The sequence below is a fragment of the Nocardiopsis sp. iso_237 genome, assembly GCF_056173345.1.
Map to the genome: position 1 here is coordinate 1,495,263 of NZ_CM149669.1, position 16,894 is coordinate 1,512,156.

Annotated in this window: 17 protein-coding genes; 7 read left to right on the forward strand and 10 right to left on the reverse strand. The window is 72.1% G+C overall.

Annotation, left to right across the window (positions count from 1 at the left end; translation table 11 throughout):
* Position 1: 1 nt before the first annotated feature.
* The 3 genes from AC0VYM_RS06865 to AC0VYM_RS06875 all read right to left on the reverse strand — a co-directional run bounded on the left by AC0VYM_RS06865 (position 2) and on the right by AC0VYM_RS06875 (position 4,500).
* On the reverse strand, positions 2–2,707 hold the full coding sequence (locus tag AC0VYM_RS06865) for a protein kinase domain-containing protein (RefSeq protein WP_475460254.1): 2,706 nt from the start codon (positions 2,705–2,707) through the stop codon (positions 2–4).
* A 69-nt stretch (positions 2,708–2,776) separates the two neighbouring features.
* Positions 2,777–3,379, reverse strand: a complete 603-nt coding sequence (locus AC0VYM_RS06870; RefSeq protein ID WP_475460256.1) for a response regulator transcription factor — start codon at positions 3,377–3,379, stop codon at positions 2,777–2,779.
* Positions 3,376–4,500, reverse strand: coding sequence for a sensor histidine kinase (locus tag AC0VYM_RS06875; protein WP_475460258.1), 1,125 nt, complete (start codon positions 4,498–4,500; stop codon positions 3,376–3,378). Before AC0VYM_RS06875 ends, AC0VYM_RS06870 begins: the two co-directional genes overlap by 4 nt.
* A 162-nt stretch (positions 4,501–4,662) precedes the next feature.
* On the opposite strand from AC0VYM_RS06875, the gene AC0VYM_RS06880 reads away from it, so the two are divergent.
* From AC0VYM_RS06880 to AC0VYM_RS06895, 4 genes are all read left to right on the forward strand, one after another.
* Positions 4,663–5,556 (forward strand): ABC transporter ATP-binding protein, encoded by an 894-nt coding sequence (locus AC0VYM_RS06880; protein ID WP_475460260.1) that lies wholly within the window; start codon positions 4,663–4,665, stop codon positions 5,554–5,556.
* Positions 5,557–5,602: 46 nt separating this feature from the next.
* Positions 5,603–6,322, forward strand: a complete 720-nt coding sequence (locus AC0VYM_RS06885) for an ABC transporter permease (protein WP_475460262.1) — start codon at positions 5,603–5,605, stop codon at positions 6,320–6,322.
* Positions 6,323–6,405: 83 nt separating this feature from the next.
* Positions 6,406–7,119 (forward strand): lysostaphin resistance A-like protein, encoded by a 714-nt coding sequence (locus tag AC0VYM_RS06890; protein WP_475460264.1) that lies wholly within the window; start codon positions 6,406–6,408, stop codon positions 7,117–7,119.
* 102 nt (positions 7,120–7,221) lie between these two features.
* Positions 7,222–7,659, forward strand: a complete 438-nt coding sequence (locus AC0VYM_RS06895; protein WP_475462960.1) for a ChaB family protein — start codon at positions 7,222–7,224, stop codon at positions 7,657–7,659.
* Positions 7,660–7,716: 57 nt separating this feature from the next.
* Here AC0VYM_RS06895 and AC0VYM_RS06900 read toward each other — a convergent pair whose 3' ends face one another.
* Positions 7,717–8,571, reverse strand: a complete 855-nt coding sequence (locus AC0VYM_RS06900; protein ID WP_475460266.1) for an SDR family oxidoreductase — start codon at positions 8,569–8,571, stop codon at positions 7,717–7,719.
* 147 nt (positions 8,572–8,718) lie between these two features.
* Here AC0VYM_RS06900 and AC0VYM_RS06905 point away from each other — a divergent pair, with 147 nt between their 5' ends.
* On the forward strand, positions 8,719–9,684 hold the full coding sequence (locus AC0VYM_RS06905) for a TIGR03557 family F420-dependent LLM class oxidoreductase (RefSeq protein WP_475460268.1): 966 nt from the start codon (positions 8,719–8,721) through the stop codon (positions 9,682–9,684).
* 58 nt (positions 9,685–9,742) lie between these two features.
* The gene (locus AC0VYM_RS06910; RefSeq protein ID WP_475460270.1) at positions 9,743–10,321 is read left to right on the forward strand and encodes an NADPH-dependent FMN reductase; all 579 of its coding nucleotides are present in this window, start codon (positions 9,743–9,745) and stop codon (positions 10,319–10,321) included.
* 18 nt (positions 10,322–10,339) lie between these two features.
* Here AC0VYM_RS06910 and AC0VYM_RS06915 read toward each other — a convergent pair whose 3' ends face one another.
* On the reverse strand, positions 10,340–10,960 hold the full coding sequence (locus AC0VYM_RS06915; RefSeq protein ID WP_475460272.1) for a stage II sporulation protein M: 621 nt from the start codon (positions 10,958–10,960) through the stop codon (positions 10,340–10,342).
* 142 nt (positions 10,961–11,102) lie between these two features.
* On the opposite strand from AC0VYM_RS06915, the gene AC0VYM_RS06920 reads away from it, so the two are divergent.
* Positions 11,103–11,819, forward strand: a complete 717-nt coding sequence (locus AC0VYM_RS06920) for a helix-turn-helix domain-containing protein (RefSeq protein ID WP_475460274.1) — start codon at positions 11,103–11,105, stop codon at positions 11,817–11,819.
* Positions 11,820–12,058: 239 nt separating this feature from the next.
* On the opposite strand, the gene AC0VYM_RS06925 is transcribed toward AC0VYM_RS06920, so the two are convergent.
* From AC0VYM_RS06925 to AC0VYM_RS06945, 5 genes are all read right to left on the reverse strand, one after another.
* On the reverse strand, positions 12,059–12,946 hold the full coding sequence (locus AC0VYM_RS06925; RefSeq protein ID WP_475460276.1) for a dihydrodipicolinate synthase family protein: 888 nt from the start codon (positions 12,944–12,946) through the stop codon (positions 12,059–12,061).
* A gap of 166 nt (positions 12,947–13,112) precedes the next feature.
* A complete protein-coding gene (locus AC0VYM_RS06930; RefSeq protein ID WP_475460278.1) occupies positions 13,113–13,856 on the reverse strand; it encodes an aspartate racemase/maleate isomerase family protein in 744 nt (247 codons plus the stop codon).
* The gene (locus AC0VYM_RS06935) at positions 13,853–15,247 is read right to left on the reverse strand and encodes an MFS transporter (RefSeq protein ID WP_475460280.1); all 1,395 of its coding nucleotides are present in this window, start codon (positions 15,245–15,247) and stop codon (positions 13,853–13,855) included. The genes AC0VYM_RS06930 and AC0VYM_RS06935 overlap by 4 nt, the downstream gene beginning before the upstream one ends.
* Positions 15,244–15,933: an HAD family hydrolase gene (locus AC0VYM_RS06940; protein WP_475460282.1), complete on the reverse strand. Its 690-nt coding sequence runs from the start codon at positions 15,931–15,933 to the stop codon at positions 15,244–15,246. Before AC0VYM_RS06940 ends, AC0VYM_RS06935 begins: the two co-directional genes overlap by 4 nt.
* Positions 15,930–16,889, reverse strand: a complete 960-nt coding sequence (locus tag AC0VYM_RS06945) for a pseudouridine-5'-phosphate glycosidase (RefSeq protein WP_475460284.1) — start codon at positions 16,887–16,889, stop codon at positions 15,930–15,932. Before AC0VYM_RS06945 ends, AC0VYM_RS06940 begins: the two co-directional genes overlap by 4 nt.
* Between the last annotated feature and the right edge of the window lie 5 nt (positions 16,890–16,894).

Here is a 16,894-nt window from a genome sequence, read left to right on the forward strand (position 1 = left end):
CTCAGAACTCGTCGGTCACGGCGGGGAGGTCGTACTCCCTCGTGACGCTCAAATCGTCGTCCACGAGCTGGAGCGGTGCCTGTTGTCCGCTCCTGGTGTTCGCGGCGACCAGGACGCCTTCCCCCGAGGGGGCGGCCTGGACGGACGGGTACCGCACGGACTCGGTGTACCGCTCGTTCAGGGGGCTGCCGTCGCTGTCCCACACGTGCAGGTAGGCCAGCCGCTCCCGGACGCTGCCCGCCGCGACGACGGTGTCCCCGTCCGCACCGAAGGACAGCGAGGTGACCAGGGGTCTGGCCTCCTCGTCGGTCTCGTCCTCGTTGAAGGGCACGGTGAAGGCCTCCGGAGCCTCGGGTGACCGGGGGCCCAGGAGCAGGAGTTGGTGGTGGGAGGCGACCGCCACGAGGCTGTCCGAGACCGCCATGGGTCCCGAGACGCCCCCAGGCCACGGCCGGAACTCGGGGACGTCCGGCAGCGGCTCGCCGCTCTTGGCGTCCCACACCGCGATACCGGAGTCCAGCGCGGCGATCAGCAGCTCGCCGTCCGGGGTGGTACCCAGATCCTTCAGGCTCCCCGGTTCGGTGTCCTCCACGGGGAGGTCGACGGAGTACAGCTTCTCGCCGTTGTGCGTGTCATAGGCGATCACCTGGTCCGCCCGGGGATCGGACTCGGGTCCCGGGCCCACGTACAGGTTCCGCCCGCCGGGGGACAGCGCCATGGGTTCGCCGCCCTCGAACTCGTCGGCCAGGCTGACCTCGTACTCCCGCGCCTCGGCGAGATCCCAGACGAAGGCGACGGAGAGGGGACCCCCGCGCAGGACGGCGACCGTGCCGCCCTCGGGGTCCGCGACCAGGTGCGAGTCGCGCAGTCGTCGGGGGTCGAGCTCGTCCAGGCGCCGGAGCGGGGCCTGCTGACGCGTCTCATAGAGGTGCACTCCCGCTTCGGAGAGGGTGACGAACCGGTCCGGCCCCGCGAAGACGACCCTGTCGATCCTCGCCGGTGGACCTCCGCCAGCCGCGCCCTCGTTCGGTGCGGCGGGTTGGGACGTGGGCGGGGGTGAGGTGTCGTCTCCCCCTTGCTTCGCCGAGTCGTCCGTGTCGAGGACCAGGACCAGGCCCACCACCAGAGCCAGCACCGCCAGGCCGACACCCCAGAGGGTCTTCGGGGAGAGCCTTGCGGGTTCCGGGGCCTCGTACACACCGGTGTGGGGGTCGGCACCCGCGGTGTACCCCGTGGTCCCGGTCTCACGGATCGGGGAACGCGGGGCCGGATACCGCCCGCCGTTGGAAGACGACCTCCGTACCGGGCCCCGGTCGACCGGGGGCTCCCTTCGGGGGCTCCCACCCACTCGGGGTTTCTCGGCCGCTTCGGGTTCCCGGTCGCCCTCGGCCTCGGGGGACCTTTCGGCCGAGGCGGTCTTCGGGAGGTAGGACCTGGTTCTCGCCCAGCTCGGCAGTTCGCCGGGGTTCCGATCCCGCGCCCCGGGCGGCTCGTTCCGGCCATTCACAGGGGTCTCGTGCGCCTCAGGGTTCCCAGGCGCACCGTCCGCCCCCGCGGCGCCCTCACCGCGATCAACTGTGGAGCCGTTCCCCGGTTCGGCCCCACCCGGTGAGGCCTCGGACGCCGTCCCCGTTCCACGCACGTTCGCCTCGGCGGGCCCGCGCTCGACTTCGGCGGGGCCGCGCGTCTCCGGTGTCGCTGGTGGACCATCCGTGCCCGTGGCGCCGGTGGTCTCGGACCCGCCACCGTGCTCCGCCGAACCCTGGGCCTCCGCACGCTCAGCCACGGGGTCCGGGGCGGCCACCTGCCTCCGGGTGTAGGCGACCGTTCCCCTCACCCGGGTGGCGATGGCGGTGGGCAGCCACGCGGTGGGATCGTCAGCGCCCGCTTCCGGCAGGGCGGTACCGGTCAGGTCGGCCAGGAGCGATTCCGGTCCGGGGCGGTCGGACGCGTCCTTGGCCAGACACGCGGTGACCAGAGGGAGCAGCCCCTCCGGGAGCCCGTTCAGGTCGGGCTCCTCGTTGACCACCCGGTACAGCAGCGCGGCCGGGTCACCGGTACCGAAGGGGTGCCGACCCGTTCCCGCGAACAGCAGCACCCCGCCGAAGGCGAACAGGTCGCTGCCCGGCCCCAGGTACGCCCCGGTCGCCTGTTCCGGCGACATGAACGCCGGGGTGCCCAGGGTCTGCCCCGTCCGGGTCAGCGCCGTGGCGTCGGTGGCGCGGGCGATGCCGAAGTCGATCACCTGTGGCCCGCGCGTGGACAGCAGGACGTTGGAGGGCTTCAGGTCCCGGTGGATCAGCCCCACGGAGTGGATGGCGTCCAGGGCCCGGGCCAGTCCGGCCGCCAGGGCGAGCAGCGAGTCCTCGGGGAAGGGGCCGCCCTCGCGTACCGCCTGATGGAGTGAGGGGCCGGACACGTACTCGGTGGCCAACCACGGGCGCGGACCCTCGGTGTCGGCGTCGAGCACCCGCGCCGTGTAGGGGCCGCGCACCCGGCGGGCGAGGGCCACCTCCGCGGCGAAGCGGGCGCGGAACTCCGGGTCCTCGGCGTACTCGGTGCGGACCGCCTTCACCGCCGCCAGGTCGTCTCCGGTGCCGTCGGCCGCGACCGCCAGGAAGACCACGCCCATGCCGCCGGAGCCGACCCGGCGCAGCAGACGGTAGGGACCGAGCCGACGCGGGTCCTCAGGACGCAGGGAATGCATGAAGCCGTTTCCGGTGGGGGTTCGGACGAGCCTACCGGACAGGGCTTCAGCGTCTGAGGGGCTCCGGCGTCAGAGCCAGTCGTGCTCCCGCGCGTACCGCGCCGCCTCGTGCCTGGTCCGGGTCTGCGTCTTGCGCATCGCGTTCGAGAGGTAGTTGCGCACGGTGCCCTCGGCCAGGTGCAGGCGCGCGGCGGTGTCGGCGGCCGAGTACCCGTCCCTGGTGGCCCGCAGAACGTCGATCTCCCGTTCGGTGAGCGGGCAGTCGTCGATCACGGCCAGCGCGGACACGTCCGGGTCCACCCACCGCTTGCCCCCGTGCAGGGTGCCGATCACCGACGTGATGTGCGCGGGGTCGGCCGACTTGCTCACGAACCCCTGTACACCGAGCCGGAGCGCTCGGCGCAGCACACCGGGGCGGGCGTGCCGGGTCAGCATCAGGATCACCTGGTCCGGCAGCTCCCGACGGATGCGGTCCACGGCGCCGAGCCCGTCCACCCCCGGCATCTCCAGGTCGATGACGAGCACGTCGGGGCGGTGCTCCAGGGTGGCCGCCACGGCGGACTCGCCGTCATGGGCCTCGGCCAGCACGGTGATCTCGCCCTCCAGGGGGAGCAGGGCCGCCATCGCCTTGCGCAGCAGGGCCTCGTCGTCAGCGAGTACCACGGTGATCATCGGTCGTCCCTCCGCCCGGAGAACGCGGCGGCGGTCAGGAACCGCCCGTCCCCCTGTTCCACTGTCAGTGTTCCACCGTCCCGTTCCACGCGGTCGCGGAGGGTGGCCAGGCCCCCGAGCTCGGGAGCGGCCTCCCCGCGCACCCCGTCGTTCACGATGGTGATGCCGGACCCGGTGAGCGTGATCCGCACCTGCTCGGCCTCGGCGTGCCGCAGGATGTTGGTGGTCGTCTCCCGCAGGACCTGCCCGAGCATCTCCGCCGCCCGGGTGTCCGGTTCGCCCTCGCCCCGGCGTACGACGCGCACGTCGATCCCGGCCGCCTCGAAGAGGTTCTTCGCGTTCTCCAGCTCGGCGGACAGGTTGAGCCGCCGCTGTGCGTGGGCCAGTTCCTTGGTCTCGGCGATGGTCTCGCCCACCAGGGCGTAGACCTCGTCCAGCTCCCGCACCACCTGGTCGGTGTCCGCGTGCACCAGCTTCCGGGCCAGCGCCACCTTGAGCTTCACCACGTGCAGCGTGTGCCCCTGGATGTCGTGGAGGTCCCCGGCGAAACGGACGCGCTCCCGGGCCACAGCCAACTCCGCGTCGCGCTCACGCGCCCTCTCCAACTCCGTGATCAGCCTGGCCACCAGGTGATTCAGGGTCGCGAAGACCACCCCCACGATCGCGACGCTGGCCGCGCCCACGGTGTACTCCCACACGATGTCGCCCACGGGACCGGGGCCGGTCAGCACCTTCAGCGCGATGACGCCGATCACGAGGGCCAGCAGCCCCAGGGCGGCCGGGCGCTGGTACCGGTCCGGCAACCGGAACACGACCACGGTGCCCACCACCGAGAAGCCGAAGGCGGCCGAGGCGCTGTCCAACCACAGGATCCCGACGACCAGCACGGCCGCGCTGACGGCCAGGCACGGCGGCGCCACGATCCTGAAGGCCTGCCCGGACCACGCCCGCACGGATATCAGGGCCGCCAGCAGTCCCAGGCACAGCACCAGCACCTGGCCGACGCTCTGGGCGTTGGTCGAGATCAGCAGGGCCCCGACCGCCGAGACCGACCCGAACACGATGTTCATGTTGACCACGCGCAGCTGCCCCTGCGTGACCTCGGTGGGTTCTGACGTCATGCGGACCCTTCCGGGGAACGACTGCGCGGACCGTACCAGTATTCTTCCGGCCCCGCCGACCCACCAGTGACACCACGTCATCTCCTGACCCCACGGATGTCACCTCCAGGTGGTGACACGGCCGCACTGCCGGGAATCCGCGCGCACGGCTGGAATGGGGGCATGACCTCAACAGCCGCCACACCAGTCATCGACGTCGAGGGCCTGAACGTCCGCTACGGCGACTTCCACGCCGTCCGCGACCTCTCCTTCCAGGTCGGTCGGGGAGAGTTCTACGCCCTGCTCGGCACGAACGGCGCGGGAAAGACCTCCACCCTGGAGACGATCGAGGGCCACCGCGCCGCCACCTCGGGCACCGTCCGGGTGTTCGGGCACGACCCGCGCGACCGCCGGGCCGTCCGCCCCCGCACCGGCATCATGCTCCAGGAGAGCGGCTTCTCGCCGGACCTGACGGTCAGGGAGTCGGTCCGGCTCATCGGCAGCCTCTCCGGGCGCACCGACCGGGCCGAGCGCCTGCTGGACGTCGTCGGCCTCACCAAGAAGGCCGGAACGCGCGTGTCCCAGCTCTCCGGCGGCGAGAAGCGGCGCCTGGACTTCGCCACCGCCGTCTACGGAACCCCGGAACTCGTCTTCCTGGACGAGCCCACCACCGGGCTGGACATCCAGTCCCGGGACGACCTCTGGGACGCCGTGGACCGGCTCCGCGAGGACGGTTCGACCATCGTCCTGACCACGCACTACCTGGAGGAGGCGCAGCAGCGCGCCGACCGGATCGGGCTCATGCACCGGGGGGTGTTCCACCAGGAGGGGACGGTCTCCGAACTCACCCGGACCCTGCCCGCCACGGTGCGCTTCACCCTGGCGGCGTCCGCCCCGGAGCCGCCGCTCCCCGCCGTGCGCCAGGGCGACGGATCCCTGCTCGTCGAGACCACCGGCCTCCAGAAGGACCTGCACGTCCTCCTGGACTGGGCGCGGGACCACGCGGTGGAGCTGGGCGACCTCCAGGCCGGACCCACCCGGCTCGACGACGTCTTCCGCTCCATCGGCACCGAGTAACGCACCCCCCGAACCCGCACGACCTTCCCACGCAAAGGAATCCGCCATGCTCGCCATCGCTCGGAGTGAGCTGATCCAGATCCTCCGGAACCGGCTGGTCCTGGTCACCATGCTCCTGGTGCCCCTCGCCGGCAGCGCCTTCTACGTGTACCTGCACGACCGCGCGCCCGAGCTGCTGGACCTGGGCGCCGTCGCCTCGGTCCTCATGTTCCTCGTGGTGGTCATGGCTCTCTACACCACCGCCGTGACCACGCTCGCCTCGCGCCGTCAGAACCTCTTCCTCAAGCGGCTGCGTTCGACGGCCGTGGACGACGTCCGCATCCTCACGGGGCTGCTGCTGCCGGTCACCGTCGTCACCGTCGTCCAGGTCTCCGTGGTCCTGACCGTGCTGTCCGTGGTCGCGGAGGCGCCCGCCCAGCCCCTCCTCCTGGTGTCGGCGGTCCTGACCACCGTGGTCATGATGCTCGGCCTGGCCCTGGCCACGGCGGGGGTCACCAACTCACCCGAGCACGCGCAGGTCACCACGCTGCCCGTCATGCTCGGGGTGCTCGTCATCTCCGGCTGGGTGGGGTTCACCGGTACGGAGGAGCTCACCCTGGTCAAGCGCCTGCTCCCCGGCGGATCCGCCGCCGAGCTCGTGGTGAACGCCTGGAGCGGCGGCGTGGCCGTCTCCGACTCCCTGCTCCTCCTGGCGCCCACCCTGGCCTGGGTCGTCGTGGCCGTCGCCCTCGCCACCCGCGTCTTCCGCTGGGAACCGCGTCGTTGACGGACCAGCCGAACCCGGGCGGCCAGGGTGGTTCCGACACCGCACCGCCCCCGTCCGCCCGCACCGAGACCAAGGAGCCCACCATGTCCGCGGAGCACACCGTCCGTTCCCACACGGCCCCGGAGCGCCCGGGCTGGCCCGAGGTGGTGCTCGGCCTGCTCGGCATGGCGATCAGCGTGGTCGCACTCGTCCTCCTCGGCCCGGTGGGGCCGCTGGACCTGGACCCGCTGGTCTACGGCCTCCTCGTGTCCGCGTGGTCCGGTGTCGGCGGCCTCGCGGGGTTCGGGGTGGCCTACGCGGTGCGCGTCCGCTCCCTCGCCGCCTTCGGGGTCCGGCGCACCACCTGGCGCTGGATGCTCCTCGGCGCTGGCTGGGGTGTGGTCGCGCTCGTGGCGAAGGGGCTGGTCATCCTCGCCATCACCGGCCTGACCGGGTACGACAGCAACCCCCAGGGCGTGTACTACGACACGGCGGGCAGCGGCGCGGTCGGCCTCGTCCTCACCATCCTGTTCCTGGCCGTGCTCACCCCGATCGGTGAGGAGTTCCTGTTCCGCGGGGTCGTCACCAACGCGCTGCTGCGCTACGGCCCCTGGATCGGGGTCCTCGGGAGCTCGGCGATCTTCGCGGTCTTCCATGGCGTCAACCTCATCCTGCCCGCCGCCTTCGTGGTGGGCGTGATCGCTGCCGAGGTCATGCGCCGCAGCGGCTCGGTCTGGCCCGCCGTGGCCGTCCACTCGGTCAACAACCTGGCCCTGCCCCTGCTGGTGCTGTTCACCGGCGCCAGCCTCCCGTCCTGATCCCGCCGGGGGGATGTTTGCGCGGGTCATCGCGGGCAACGGGAACAGGGAGGGCCGAAGGGCCTGCCCGAAGGACACCCGAACCGACGGGAGATGAGAACGATGCCCGGTGTGGACGAACTGCCCGACACCCTGCGCAGGTCGCCGAAGAAGGCGCAGCGCACCTGGATCGAGGCGCACGACAGCGCGGTCGACGAGTACGGGGAGGGCGAACGGGCCCACCGGGTCGCCTTCGCCGCCGTCAAGCGCAAGTTCGAGAAGGTCGGGGACCGCTGGGAGCCCAAGGAGGGCAACGGGAGCGGACCCTCGGACGAGCAGGCGAGGAACCCGAGGGCCGGGCGGCGCCCGGGCGCGGACCGCCCCACGGCCGGGGGAGTCGACGCCAACGCCACCAAGGGCCACCTCTACAAGCGGGCCCGCCAGCTCGACATCGCCGGACGTTCCACCATGAACAAGGACGAGTTGGTCGAGGCTCTGCGCAAGGAGAGCAACCGCCGCACCTCGGGGAGCCGCCGCTCCTCACGGAGCGGATCCCGCTGAACCCGAAGCGACCGGCACGCCCGGGACGTGATCCGGGCGTGCCGGTTCCGGCTGTGCCTAGCTGCCCTGGATCTCCCCGCCGGTCGGGGTGAGGGTCTCGCCGGTGTAGTAGGACGAGAGTCGCTCACTGGCGAAGAACACGTAGGAGGGCGCGATCTCGTCCGGGTCGGCGGCACGCCCCATGGGCGCCTGCGCGCCGAACCCCTCGCTCCCCCTCTCCCCGAGGGTGGCCGGGATCAGCGGCGTCCACACCGGCCCCGGGGCCACGCAGTTCACCCTGATCCCCTGGTCCATGAGTACCTGGGAGAGCGACACGGCGAGGTTCATGACGGCTGACTTGCTCGACGCGTAGTCGATCAGCGACCTGTTGCCCCGCAGGCCGTTGATCGACCCCGTGATGATGATGGAACCGCCCTCGGACATGTGCGGAAGGGCCTCGCGGACGGTCCAGAACACCCCCATCACGTTCACGTCGAAGGTCCGGCGCAGCTGCTCGGTGGTCAGATCCGTGAAGTCGTCCACCGGGGTCTGGGTGGCGGCGTGCTCCACGAGGACGTCGATCCCGCCCAGCTCCTCCACGGCCCGGTTGACCAGGTGCGCGCACACGGACTCGTCGGCCAGGTCGCCCCGCACGCCCACGGCACGGCGGCCCTGTGCCCGGACCAGGTCGACCGTGTGCTGGGCCTCGGCGTCCTCGCTCAGGTACCCGAAGACGATGTCGGCGCCCTCCTTGGCGAAGGCCACCGCCACCGCCCTGCCGATCCCGGAGTCGCCCCCGGTGATCAGGGCCCGCTTTCCCCTGAGCAGGTCCCTGCCCTCGTAGTCGCGCATCTCGTCCCGGGGCTGGGGATCCATCGGTTCGGTCCGGCCCGGGTGGGGTTGGCTCTGTGCCGGTGGTCGTCGGTCCTCCATGGTGGTCCTCCCTTCCGTGGGCCCTCTCCGACCGCCCTGCCCGACCTGCGGATCCCGTACACGTCGGAGCCGTACACGACGACTTTCCGGTTGACGGAGTTTCCGTAGAGGCCACACGGGTCAGGGCCACAGGTGGAGGAGGAATCCATGAGAATCGGCTACAAGCTCTTCGCCGAGGGCTACGGGCCCCGGGAGATCGTGGACCAGGCGGTGCGCGCCGAGCGGGCCGGGTTCGACTTCGTCGAGGTCAGCGACCACTTCCACCCCTGGCTGTTCAGCCACGGGCACTCCGGGTTCGTGTGGTCCATGCTGGCGGCGATCGCGGAACGGACCGGACGGATCGAGATCGCCACCGGCGTGACCTGCCCGTTCCTGCGCGTCCACCCGGCGATCGTCGCGCAGGCGGCCGCGACCACGGCGATCCTCTCGGAGGGCCGCTTCACCCTCGGCGTGGGCGCGGGGGAGCGCCTCAACGAACACGTGGTCGGCCGGGGGTGGCCCGACGTGACCGTCCGCCACGAGATGCTGGTCGAGGCCGTGAAGATCATGCGGCTGCTCTGGTCCGGCGGCTACCACTCCTACCGGGGCGAGCACCTGGTCCTGGAGGACGCGCGGGTCTTCGACCTCCCCCAGCTCCCGCCCAGGATCGTGATGGCCGCGGGCGGGGCGAAGGCGGCGGGCCTGGCCGCCGAACACGGCGACGGCCTCTTCGCCACCGAACCTAACTCCGCGCTCACGGAGACCTACCGCGAAGGGGGCGGCAACGGCCCCTGCTACGGAGAGGTGCCGCTGGCCTGGGCCGCCGACGACCGCACCGCGCTGGAGTCCGCCCGGGAACTCTTCCGGTTCGGCCTCACCGGGTGGAAGGTCCAGTCCGAGCTGCCGAACCCGGTCAACTTCGAGGCGGCGACCGCACTGGTCAGGACCGACGACATGGCGGAGGCCTTCGGATACGGGCCCGACCCCGAACGCCACCTCGACATGGTGCGGCGATTCGCGGAGGCGGGCTTCGACCACCTGGTCCTGACCAACGCCGGACCCGACCCGGAGGGCTTCTTCGCCTTCTTCGAGACGGAGCTGGCCGAACCGATCCGGAACATGGCGCAGTCCTAGGCGAGGGGCCCGCACCGCGTGACACACTCGTGCCACACGGACCACGGAGGGCGGGCTCATGCCGGACCACGTCGTACTGGGCATCTGCGGCAGTCTGCGGAGGGGGTCGTTCAACGCGGCCCTCCTGGACCTGGCCCAGAGCGTGGGGACGCGGACCACCGTGGTCGGCGGTGACCTGGCCGGACGCCTGCCGTTGTTCAACCCGGACGTGGAGAACGACGAGGACTCCTGGCCGGAGGCGGTCCGGGAGTTCCGTGAGCTGGCGGAGCGCGCGGAAGGAGTGATCATCGCGACCCCGGAGTACGCGCACGGTCCGGCCGGGGTCACGAAGAACGCCATCGACTGGCTGGTGGGCTCCGGCGGGCTGGTCGGGCGGCCGACACTCCTGGTGAGCGCGTCCCCCGGCCAGGCGGGCGGCATGCGCGCCCACGCCCCGCTCATGCCCACCCTCACACTGCTGGGCGCGGTGCTCGTGGACTGCGTGGTGGTCTCGCGGGCGGGGTCGCGGACGAACGCCCGGGGCGAGTACACCGACCCCTCGGTGGTGGAGCGGATGCGACTGGCCGTGACCGAGTTGGAGGAGGCCCTGGGGTACGCCGCCGTGAGGCGCGCCCGCGGCCCCCTGGCCGGAACGTGACCGCCCTCGCCGCCGCGCTCAGCCCCCGGCGAACAGGAGCGGGACGATGTGGATGAGCGAGAAGGCCTCGTAGAGGGCGCCGACGACGAACAGCGCCATCGCGGGCAGGCCGAGCCAACCGATCTGCCGCAGACCGTGGACATACCCCTCGCGGCGGTTGCGGGCGCCGACCGTCCGGGGACGCGTCCACGCCCTCCCGAGGAGGTACGCGCCGAGCGCGACGAGGACGTAGGCCTGGAGCTCGATGAGGATCGTCAACGAGTGCGGGATCAGCGTCTTCGCCACGACCGCGTCCGTCGGAGCGAGGGCGACACCGATGGTGAACGCCTTGTACGCGAACAGCGCGATCCCCGCGAAGGGCACGATCATCGAGGGCAGCAGGATCGTGAGCAGCGCGACCGTCAGCACGTTGACGGCGAGGATGGTCAGCGCGAACAGCCAGGCGTTCCCGAGCAGCGTGGTGACCAGGTCGATGGTCCCGTCCTCTTCCATGGAACCGACCTTGGCGGTGTTGAGCTCGGGGAACACCAGCGCGGCGACCATCCCGAGGAGGAAGAGCCCGTACACGACCGCGTTGAGCACGAGGTAGGCGCCGAGCCGCGCGCGGATGATCTGGAAGGACGGACGGAGGAACCGCATGGTAGTTCTCCTGGATCGAGTGGTTGGCGGTGCGGTGCCCATCCGAAACCATGCCCTTGGGGCAGGGTCAAGCCCTTGACCCTGCCCCCGGGGCAGGGTGTGGAATGCGTGGAGACACCGTTCGGACCCAGGGGGGCAACTCGTGGCGTGGAGCACCAGGCAGGTCGCCGAACTCGCCGGAACCACGGTGAAGGCCGTGCGCCACTACCACCGGATCGGCCTGCTGGACGTCCCGGAAAGGGCGGCCAACGGCTACAAGCGGTACGAGGTCGCGCACCTGGTCCGGCTCCTCCAGATCAGGCGCCTGGTCGACCTGGGGGTGCCGCTGTCGCGGATCGGGACGATGGACCGGGCCGACGAGGACCCGGACGGGGCGATCCTGGCGCTGGACCGGGAGCTGGAGGCGACCGTCGACCGGCTCAACCGGGTCCGGGCGGAGCTGGCGCTGCTCCTGCGCCACCGGGCTCCGGCGCACGTCCCGCCCGGGTTCGCCCCGCTCTCCGGTGACCTCTCCGAGCGCCAGCGGTCCCTGCTGATGGTCTACTCCTCCGTGCTCAGCGAGGACGCCATGGAGCGGTTCCGCGAGATGGTCAGCGAACCCGAGGAGACGGACGCGGAGTTCGAGGCCCTGCCGCCGGACGCCGACGGCGCCGTGATCGAGTCGCTCGCCGCGCGCCTGCTGCCGGTCGTCCGCAGGGGACGCGAGGAGAACCCGTGGTCGGCGGAGCCCGCCTCGGACGCGCCGCGCGGCGCCGCGCGCGCCGAACACACCATGGCCGAGGCCCTGGTGCAGCTGTACAACCCCGCGCAGCTGCGGGTGCTGAAGCGCCTGAACGAGCTGCTTCAAGAGGAACCCTGACCGAAGCCGCCCGCGAGGCGGTCGATCCGGGACCGGCACCGATCACCCGGGCCTCCGCCGAGGGCGCGACGCGTCTCCGGTGCCGGGGACCACCCCAGGGGGTCTCGAAACGGGGTTCGCGGATCGCGTGTCCGTTCTCCCTGGTGGATTCGACGCCGCTCGGAACGCGTCCGAGGGGTGACGGCCGCCGGTACCGGGGCGGGGCACGTACCGGGTGGGTCCGGGCCCCGCCCCGGTGCTCACAGCGCCTGGGCGCGGGTGATGTGGTCGGTGAGCAACGGGCGCAGGGACTCGGGCAGGCTCCTGGCCGGAGCGCGGACGCCCGACTCGTCGATCAGGCCGCGCTGGCGCAGGCACTCCTTGCGGATGGCCAGGGCGATCCCCGCCTGCTGCTCGAAGGTGATCAGCGGCAGGTACTCCAGCAGCGCGGAGCGGCTGCGGCCCGGGTCGGCCGGGTTCCAGGCGTCCACGCACGCCACCAGGGCCTCCGGGTAGGAGAAGCCGGTCATCGCGCCCGCGGCGCCGCAGGCGAGTTCGTCGAGGAGGTTGATCCCGCCCAGACCGCCGAAGACGGGCACGTCGCAGCGGGCGGTGAGCTCGGCCACGGCGGCGGGGGTCGGCGGCGCCTCGGCCTTGACCGCACTGACGTAGGGGGTACGCGCGACGAGGTCACCCAGGACGGCCGCGGAGATCCGGACCCCGCTCACCACCGGGTAGTCCTGCACCACCAGGTCGGCGCCGGTGGCCTCGTGGACGGCGTCCAGGTGCGCGCCGAGTACTCCGGGATCGGCGCTGTTGACCTGGACCATGGCCCCGGCGAGCCGGTCACCGACCAGCTCCACGGCGGTCGCCGCCTCCTCGACGGTCGGCGCCGTGCCCAGGCTCGTGCAGCCCACGACCAACGGCAGGTCGGTGGCGGCCAGGACCGTCTCCAGGACCAGGCGGCGTTCCTCGCGGTCGAGCTGCGCGGCCTCTCCGAAGACGCCCAGCACGGTGAACCCGGTGACCCCGGCGCCCTCGGCGTGCTTGACCAGCCGTTCGATCCCCGCCGTGTCCACCTCCAGGGCGTCACCCCTGAAGGGTGTGGCCAGCACACCCCACACGCCCGGTCTCATCAGGTCACCCATCGTCAACTCCGTTCGTCCGCGTCGGCGCCCCAGATTCGCACAGGCGCCCCACCCGGGTTCCGAGCGGGGTGGACATCACCCGGACGACGCCGCGGGCGGGCGGATCGGGGGCGGCGGCGCGCCGCCCCCGTTCACCTCGCCCGGTGCCCCTGGGGGATCAGCCGTGTCAGGGCGCCGGGACCGCCCGCGCGGCGGAGGCCGCGCGCCGCTCCATGGACCGCAGGAGGGCCGAGTTCGAGGAGACGACCCTCAGCCCCCGCGCCCGGCGCAGCCGTTCGGCGGCGGCGAGGCTGGCGAAACCGCCGCCGGGCACGACGACCGTCCCGATCCCCGGTTCCAGCCGCCGCAGGACCTGGCGTTCGAGTTCGGCCTGGTCCACGGCGAAGCGCGCGCCCCGGTCGAAGAGGTCCGGCCGTTCGATGCCGTCCCACTCCGGTGGCAGCTCGAACCTCATGACCTGGCGCACCCGCACCGGCAGGTAGGCGCGGATGGCCTCCAGCGTGCCGTCGCTGAACCACGGCGGGGCGACCACGGCGATCCCGTCGTCCCCGCCGCGGTCCAGTTCCTCCCGGATGGCCTGGCCCGCCGTGACGGTCGGGACCCCGCCCGACAGCTCCTCGACGTGCGCGCCGAAGGCGTCGTCGAACGCCGTCCCGCCGAACACGCTGCTGCTGGCGAAGCAGTAGCCCAGGGCGTGCACGCCCAGGTCGCCCAGCTGGCGCACGGCGGTGTCCAGCCCCGTCTCGGAGAGAAGCACCCCCAGGTCCAGGCCGGTGAACTCGGTGCCGAAGGGGCGCGGCGTCCAGAACCTCGCGGTGTGCACGCTCGTGTCGGGCCCGGCCGAGCGCCAGATCTCCGCCTCGGGCACGGGGTCGTTGTGGATGACCAGGATGCCGAGCCTCGTCCTCATACCCGGACCTCCACCTTCGGCTTCTCCTGGCGGCGCAGGATCAGCGGGGAGATGAGCATGCCCGCGGCGGCGAAGGCGGCGGTGAGGCCGAACGCCCACCGGAACTCCACACCTGTCGGGTCGGTGCCCAGGATGATCGTCAGCAGGGCCACCGTGACCGCCGCCGACAGGTACTGGGACGTGGTCATGAGCGCCCCGGCGGTGCCCTGGTGCCGGTCGGGCACGTCCCGGGTCCCGATGACGAACATGGAGGTGTAGATGACCCCGTGGCCGAACCCGCTGAGCAGCAGACCGGGCAGCAGGTGGGTCGTGTACGTGCCCGACCCCAGCATGGCGGCGAGCAGCGCCAGGCCGACGAGGCTGATCAGGAAGCCCGCCGTCATGGTCGTTCCCGCGCCGATCCGCTCCACCGCGCGGCCCGCGGCCATGTTCCCCAGGGTCACCATGACGGCCAGCGGGAGGAAGCCCAGCCCCGCCTGGAGCGGCGTGAAGCCCTCCAGCTTCTGGAGCAGCAGGGTGACGAGGTAGAACTCCGATCCCACACTGGCCATGTACAGGTAGGTGGCCACCACACCGGCCCCGAGGGAGCGGGTCCGGCGCAGCGAACGGTCCACCATCACGTTGTCGGCCCGCGACTCGTGGGTGAGGAAGGCCAGCCCCAGCACCACCGCGACCAGGCACGCGGCTCCGGCGTAGGCACCCGAGGCCTCCGGGTCCGCCACCAGTGTCAGACCGATGACCAGCGCCAGGAGCGCACCGGTCCCCATCATCGCGGCGGACAGGGGAATCCGCGCGCCCCTCTCCTTCCTGGAGGCCGCGGTCAGCCACAGCAGGCCGCCCAGGGCCGCCAGCAGGGTGAGGGGAATGTTGATGAGGAAGGTCCAGCGCCAGGAGAACTCGGTGAGGACGCCGCCCAGGATGGCGCCGACGGCGAGACCGGAGGCACCGATGGCGCCCCAGATCGCCAGGGCCCGGGAGCGGGCCGGACCGGCCGCGAAGGTCGCGCTGATGAGGCCGATGGTCGCCGGTTGGAGGAAGGCCGCCGACAACCCCTGCGCGCCCCGGCTGACCAGCAGCGCCACGCCCTCCTGGGCGAACCCGCCCAGGGCGCTGGCCGCGCCGAAGACGACGACCGAGACCAGGAAGACCCGCTTCGCGCCGACCCGGTCGCAGACGCGTCCGCCCACCAGGAGCAGACCGGCGAACAGGAGGGCGTAGGCGCTGACGATCCACTGGAGCACGGACGACGAGAGGCCGAGGTCGTGCCCGACGCTGGGCATCGCCACGTAGATGATGGAGTAGTCCAGCGCGATGAGGAACTGCGCCAGGCACAGGACGCCGAGCGCGCCCATCGCCTGGGGACTCCCCGTCAGTCTGCGTACCGTGTTCACTGAGTCACCTTCCTGGCGGATTGCATGACCGGACCGTGCAGGTGACCGGCGAGTTCGTTGACGGTGGTGGCGACGTGGTCGGCACCGGCGGAGAACAGGGTGTCGGCGTCGGAGACACCCCAGTCCACCCCGATCGCCGCCATCCCGGCGGAGACCGCCATGGCGACGTCGTCGGGGGAGTCGCCCACGACCACGCACTCCTCGGGCGCCAGCCCGAGGGAGCTCGCGGCCAGCAGGGCCGGGTCCGGGGCGGGCTTGCCCCGGGGGGACTGGTCGTGCCCGACCACCAGGTCCGGATGCTGGTCCAGCCCGGTGGACTCCAACAGTTCGTGGGCGCTTCGGGTGATCTTGCTGGTGACCACCGCGATCCGGAGCCCCTCCGCCGCCAGGTCCGTCAGCAGCTCCCGGATCCCCGGGAACACCAGGGTCGAGGCGGCGGCGCGGCTGCGGCGGGCGAAGGACTCCCGGAAGAGCGCCTTGGCCTCCTCCCAGACCGCTTCGTCGCCTCGCGGGAGGAGTCGGGGCAGGATCGTGTCGAGCGGCTTGCCGATGAGCCCGCGGGCGTCGGCCGGGAGCGGCACCGCGCCGTGCGGGGCGCAGGCGTCGTGGAAGGCGGCCAGGATCACCGAGGGCGAGTCCACCAGGGTGCCGTCCAGGTCCAGGAGCACACCGCGTATGCGCGTCATGTCCGCACCGCCGGTCCCGTGGGCCGCCCGCCGGCGGGGACGTCGGCCTCCGCGACCGCGAGGCGGGCCGCCAGCCGGGTCGTGGACTCCAGGACCGCCCGGTTGACCAGGGCGCTGCGCCCGTCCGTCGCCTTGGAGATGGCCGACAGGACGAAGGGGGTGAGCGCGGGCCCCGTCGCACCGCTCGCGCGGGCCTCGCTCAGGGCGTCCTCCACCATCGTGTTGAGCAGGTCGGCGTCGATGCTCCACTCCTCCTCGATGGGGTGGGTGACCAGCACCGAGGAGGGGGAGACCGCCCCCCAGTGCCGGTGCATGACCGCGGCCAGCTCTCCCAGGTCGTCGATCCGGTAGGGGACGGGCTGCCCCGTGCTGCGGGTGTAGTAGCCGGGGAAGTCGTCGGACCGGTACCCGATGACGGGCACGCCCACGGTCTCCAGGTACTCCAGGGTCAGCGCCGGGTCGAGCAGGGACTTCGCCCCCGCGCAGACGACCGCCACGGGCGAACGCGTGAACTCGGTGAGGTCCGTGGAGATGTCGAAGGAGACCTCGGCGCCCCGGTGGACACCGCCGATCCCCGCCACGGCGAACACCCTGATCCCGGCGGCGACCGTGGCGATGAGGCTGGAGGAGACCGTGGTGCCCCCGGTGCGGCCGCCGTGCAGGGCGACCGCCAGGTCCCGGGTACTGATCTTCTGACTGTCCGCGGCCTTGGCCAGTCGCTCCAGCTCGTCGTCCGAGACCCCGACGCGCAGGGCGCCGTCGATCACCGCGACACGGGCGGGAACCGCCCCCTCGTCACGCGCGCACTGGTCCACCGCCAGCGCGGTCTCCAGGTTGTGCGGGTAGGAACCCCCGGCGACCACCGAGGTCTCCATGGAGACGACGGCCTCCCGGTTCTCGATGGCGGTACGGACCTCGTCGGAGACGATGACGTTCGACTGGTCGATCCCGGTCATGTCCA

Excerpts from the sequence above, each read along its gene's own strand:
- AC0VYM_RS06865 (WP_475460254.1), bottom strand. The coding sequence starts at position 2,707 with ATGCATTCCCTGCGTCCTGAGGACCCGCGTCGGCTCGGTCCCTACCGT.
- AC0VYM_RS06870 (WP_475460256.1), bottom strand. The coding sequence starts at position 3,379 with ATGATCACCGTGGTACTCGCTGACGACGAGGCCCTGCTGCGCAAGGCG.
- AC0VYM_RS06875 (WP_475460258.1), bottom strand. The coding sequence starts at position 4,500 with ATGACGTCAGAACCCACCGAGGTCACGCAGGGGCAGCTGCGCGTGGTC.
- AC0VYM_RS06880 (WP_475460260.1), top strand. The coding sequence starts at position 4,663 with ATGACCTCAACAGCCGCCACACCAGTCATCGACGTCGAGGGCCTGAAC.
- AC0VYM_RS06885 (WP_475460262.1), top strand. The coding sequence starts at position 5,603 with ATGCTCGCCATCGCTCGGAGTGAGCTGATCCAGATCCTCCGGAACCGG.
- AC0VYM_RS06890 (WP_475460264.1), top strand. The coding sequence starts at position 6,406 with ATGTCCGCGGAGCACACCGTCCGTTCCCACACGGCCCCGGAGCGCCCG.
- AC0VYM_RS06895 (WP_475462960.1), top strand. The coding sequence starts at position 7,222 with ATGCCCGGTGTGGACGAACTGCCCGACACCCTGCGCAGGTCGCCGAAG.
- AC0VYM_RS06900 (WP_475460266.1), bottom strand. The coding sequence starts at position 8,571 with ATGGAGGACCGACGACCACCGGCACAGAGCCAACCCCACCCGGGCCGG.
- AC0VYM_RS06905 (WP_475460268.1), top strand. The coding sequence starts at position 8,719 with ATGAGAATCGGCTACAAGCTCTTCGCCGAGGGCTACGGGCCCCGGGAG.
- AC0VYM_RS06910 (WP_475460270.1), top strand. The coding sequence starts at position 9,743 with ATGCCGGACCACGTCGTACTGGGCATCTGCGGCAGTCTGCGGAGGGGG.
- AC0VYM_RS06915 (WP_475460272.1), bottom strand. The coding sequence starts at position 10,960 with ATGCGGTTCCTCCGTCCGTCCTTCCAGATCATCCGCGCGCGGCTCGGC.
- AC0VYM_RS06925 (WP_475460276.1), bottom strand. The coding sequence starts at position 12,946 with ATGGGTGACCTGATGAGACCGGGCGTGTGGGGTGTGCTGGCCACACCC.
- AC0VYM_RS06930 (WP_475460278.1), bottom strand. The coding sequence starts at position 13,856 with ATGAGGACGAGGCTCGGCATCCTGGTCATCCACAACGACCCCGTGCCC.
- AC0VYM_RS06940 (WP_475460282.1), bottom strand. The coding sequence starts at position 15,933 with ATGACGCGCATACGCGGTGTGCTCCTGGACCTGGACGGCACCCTGGTG.
- AC0VYM_RS06945 (WP_475460284.1), bottom strand. The coding sequence starts at position 16,889 with ATGACCGGGATCGACCAGTCGAACGTCATCGTCTCCGACGAGGTCCGT.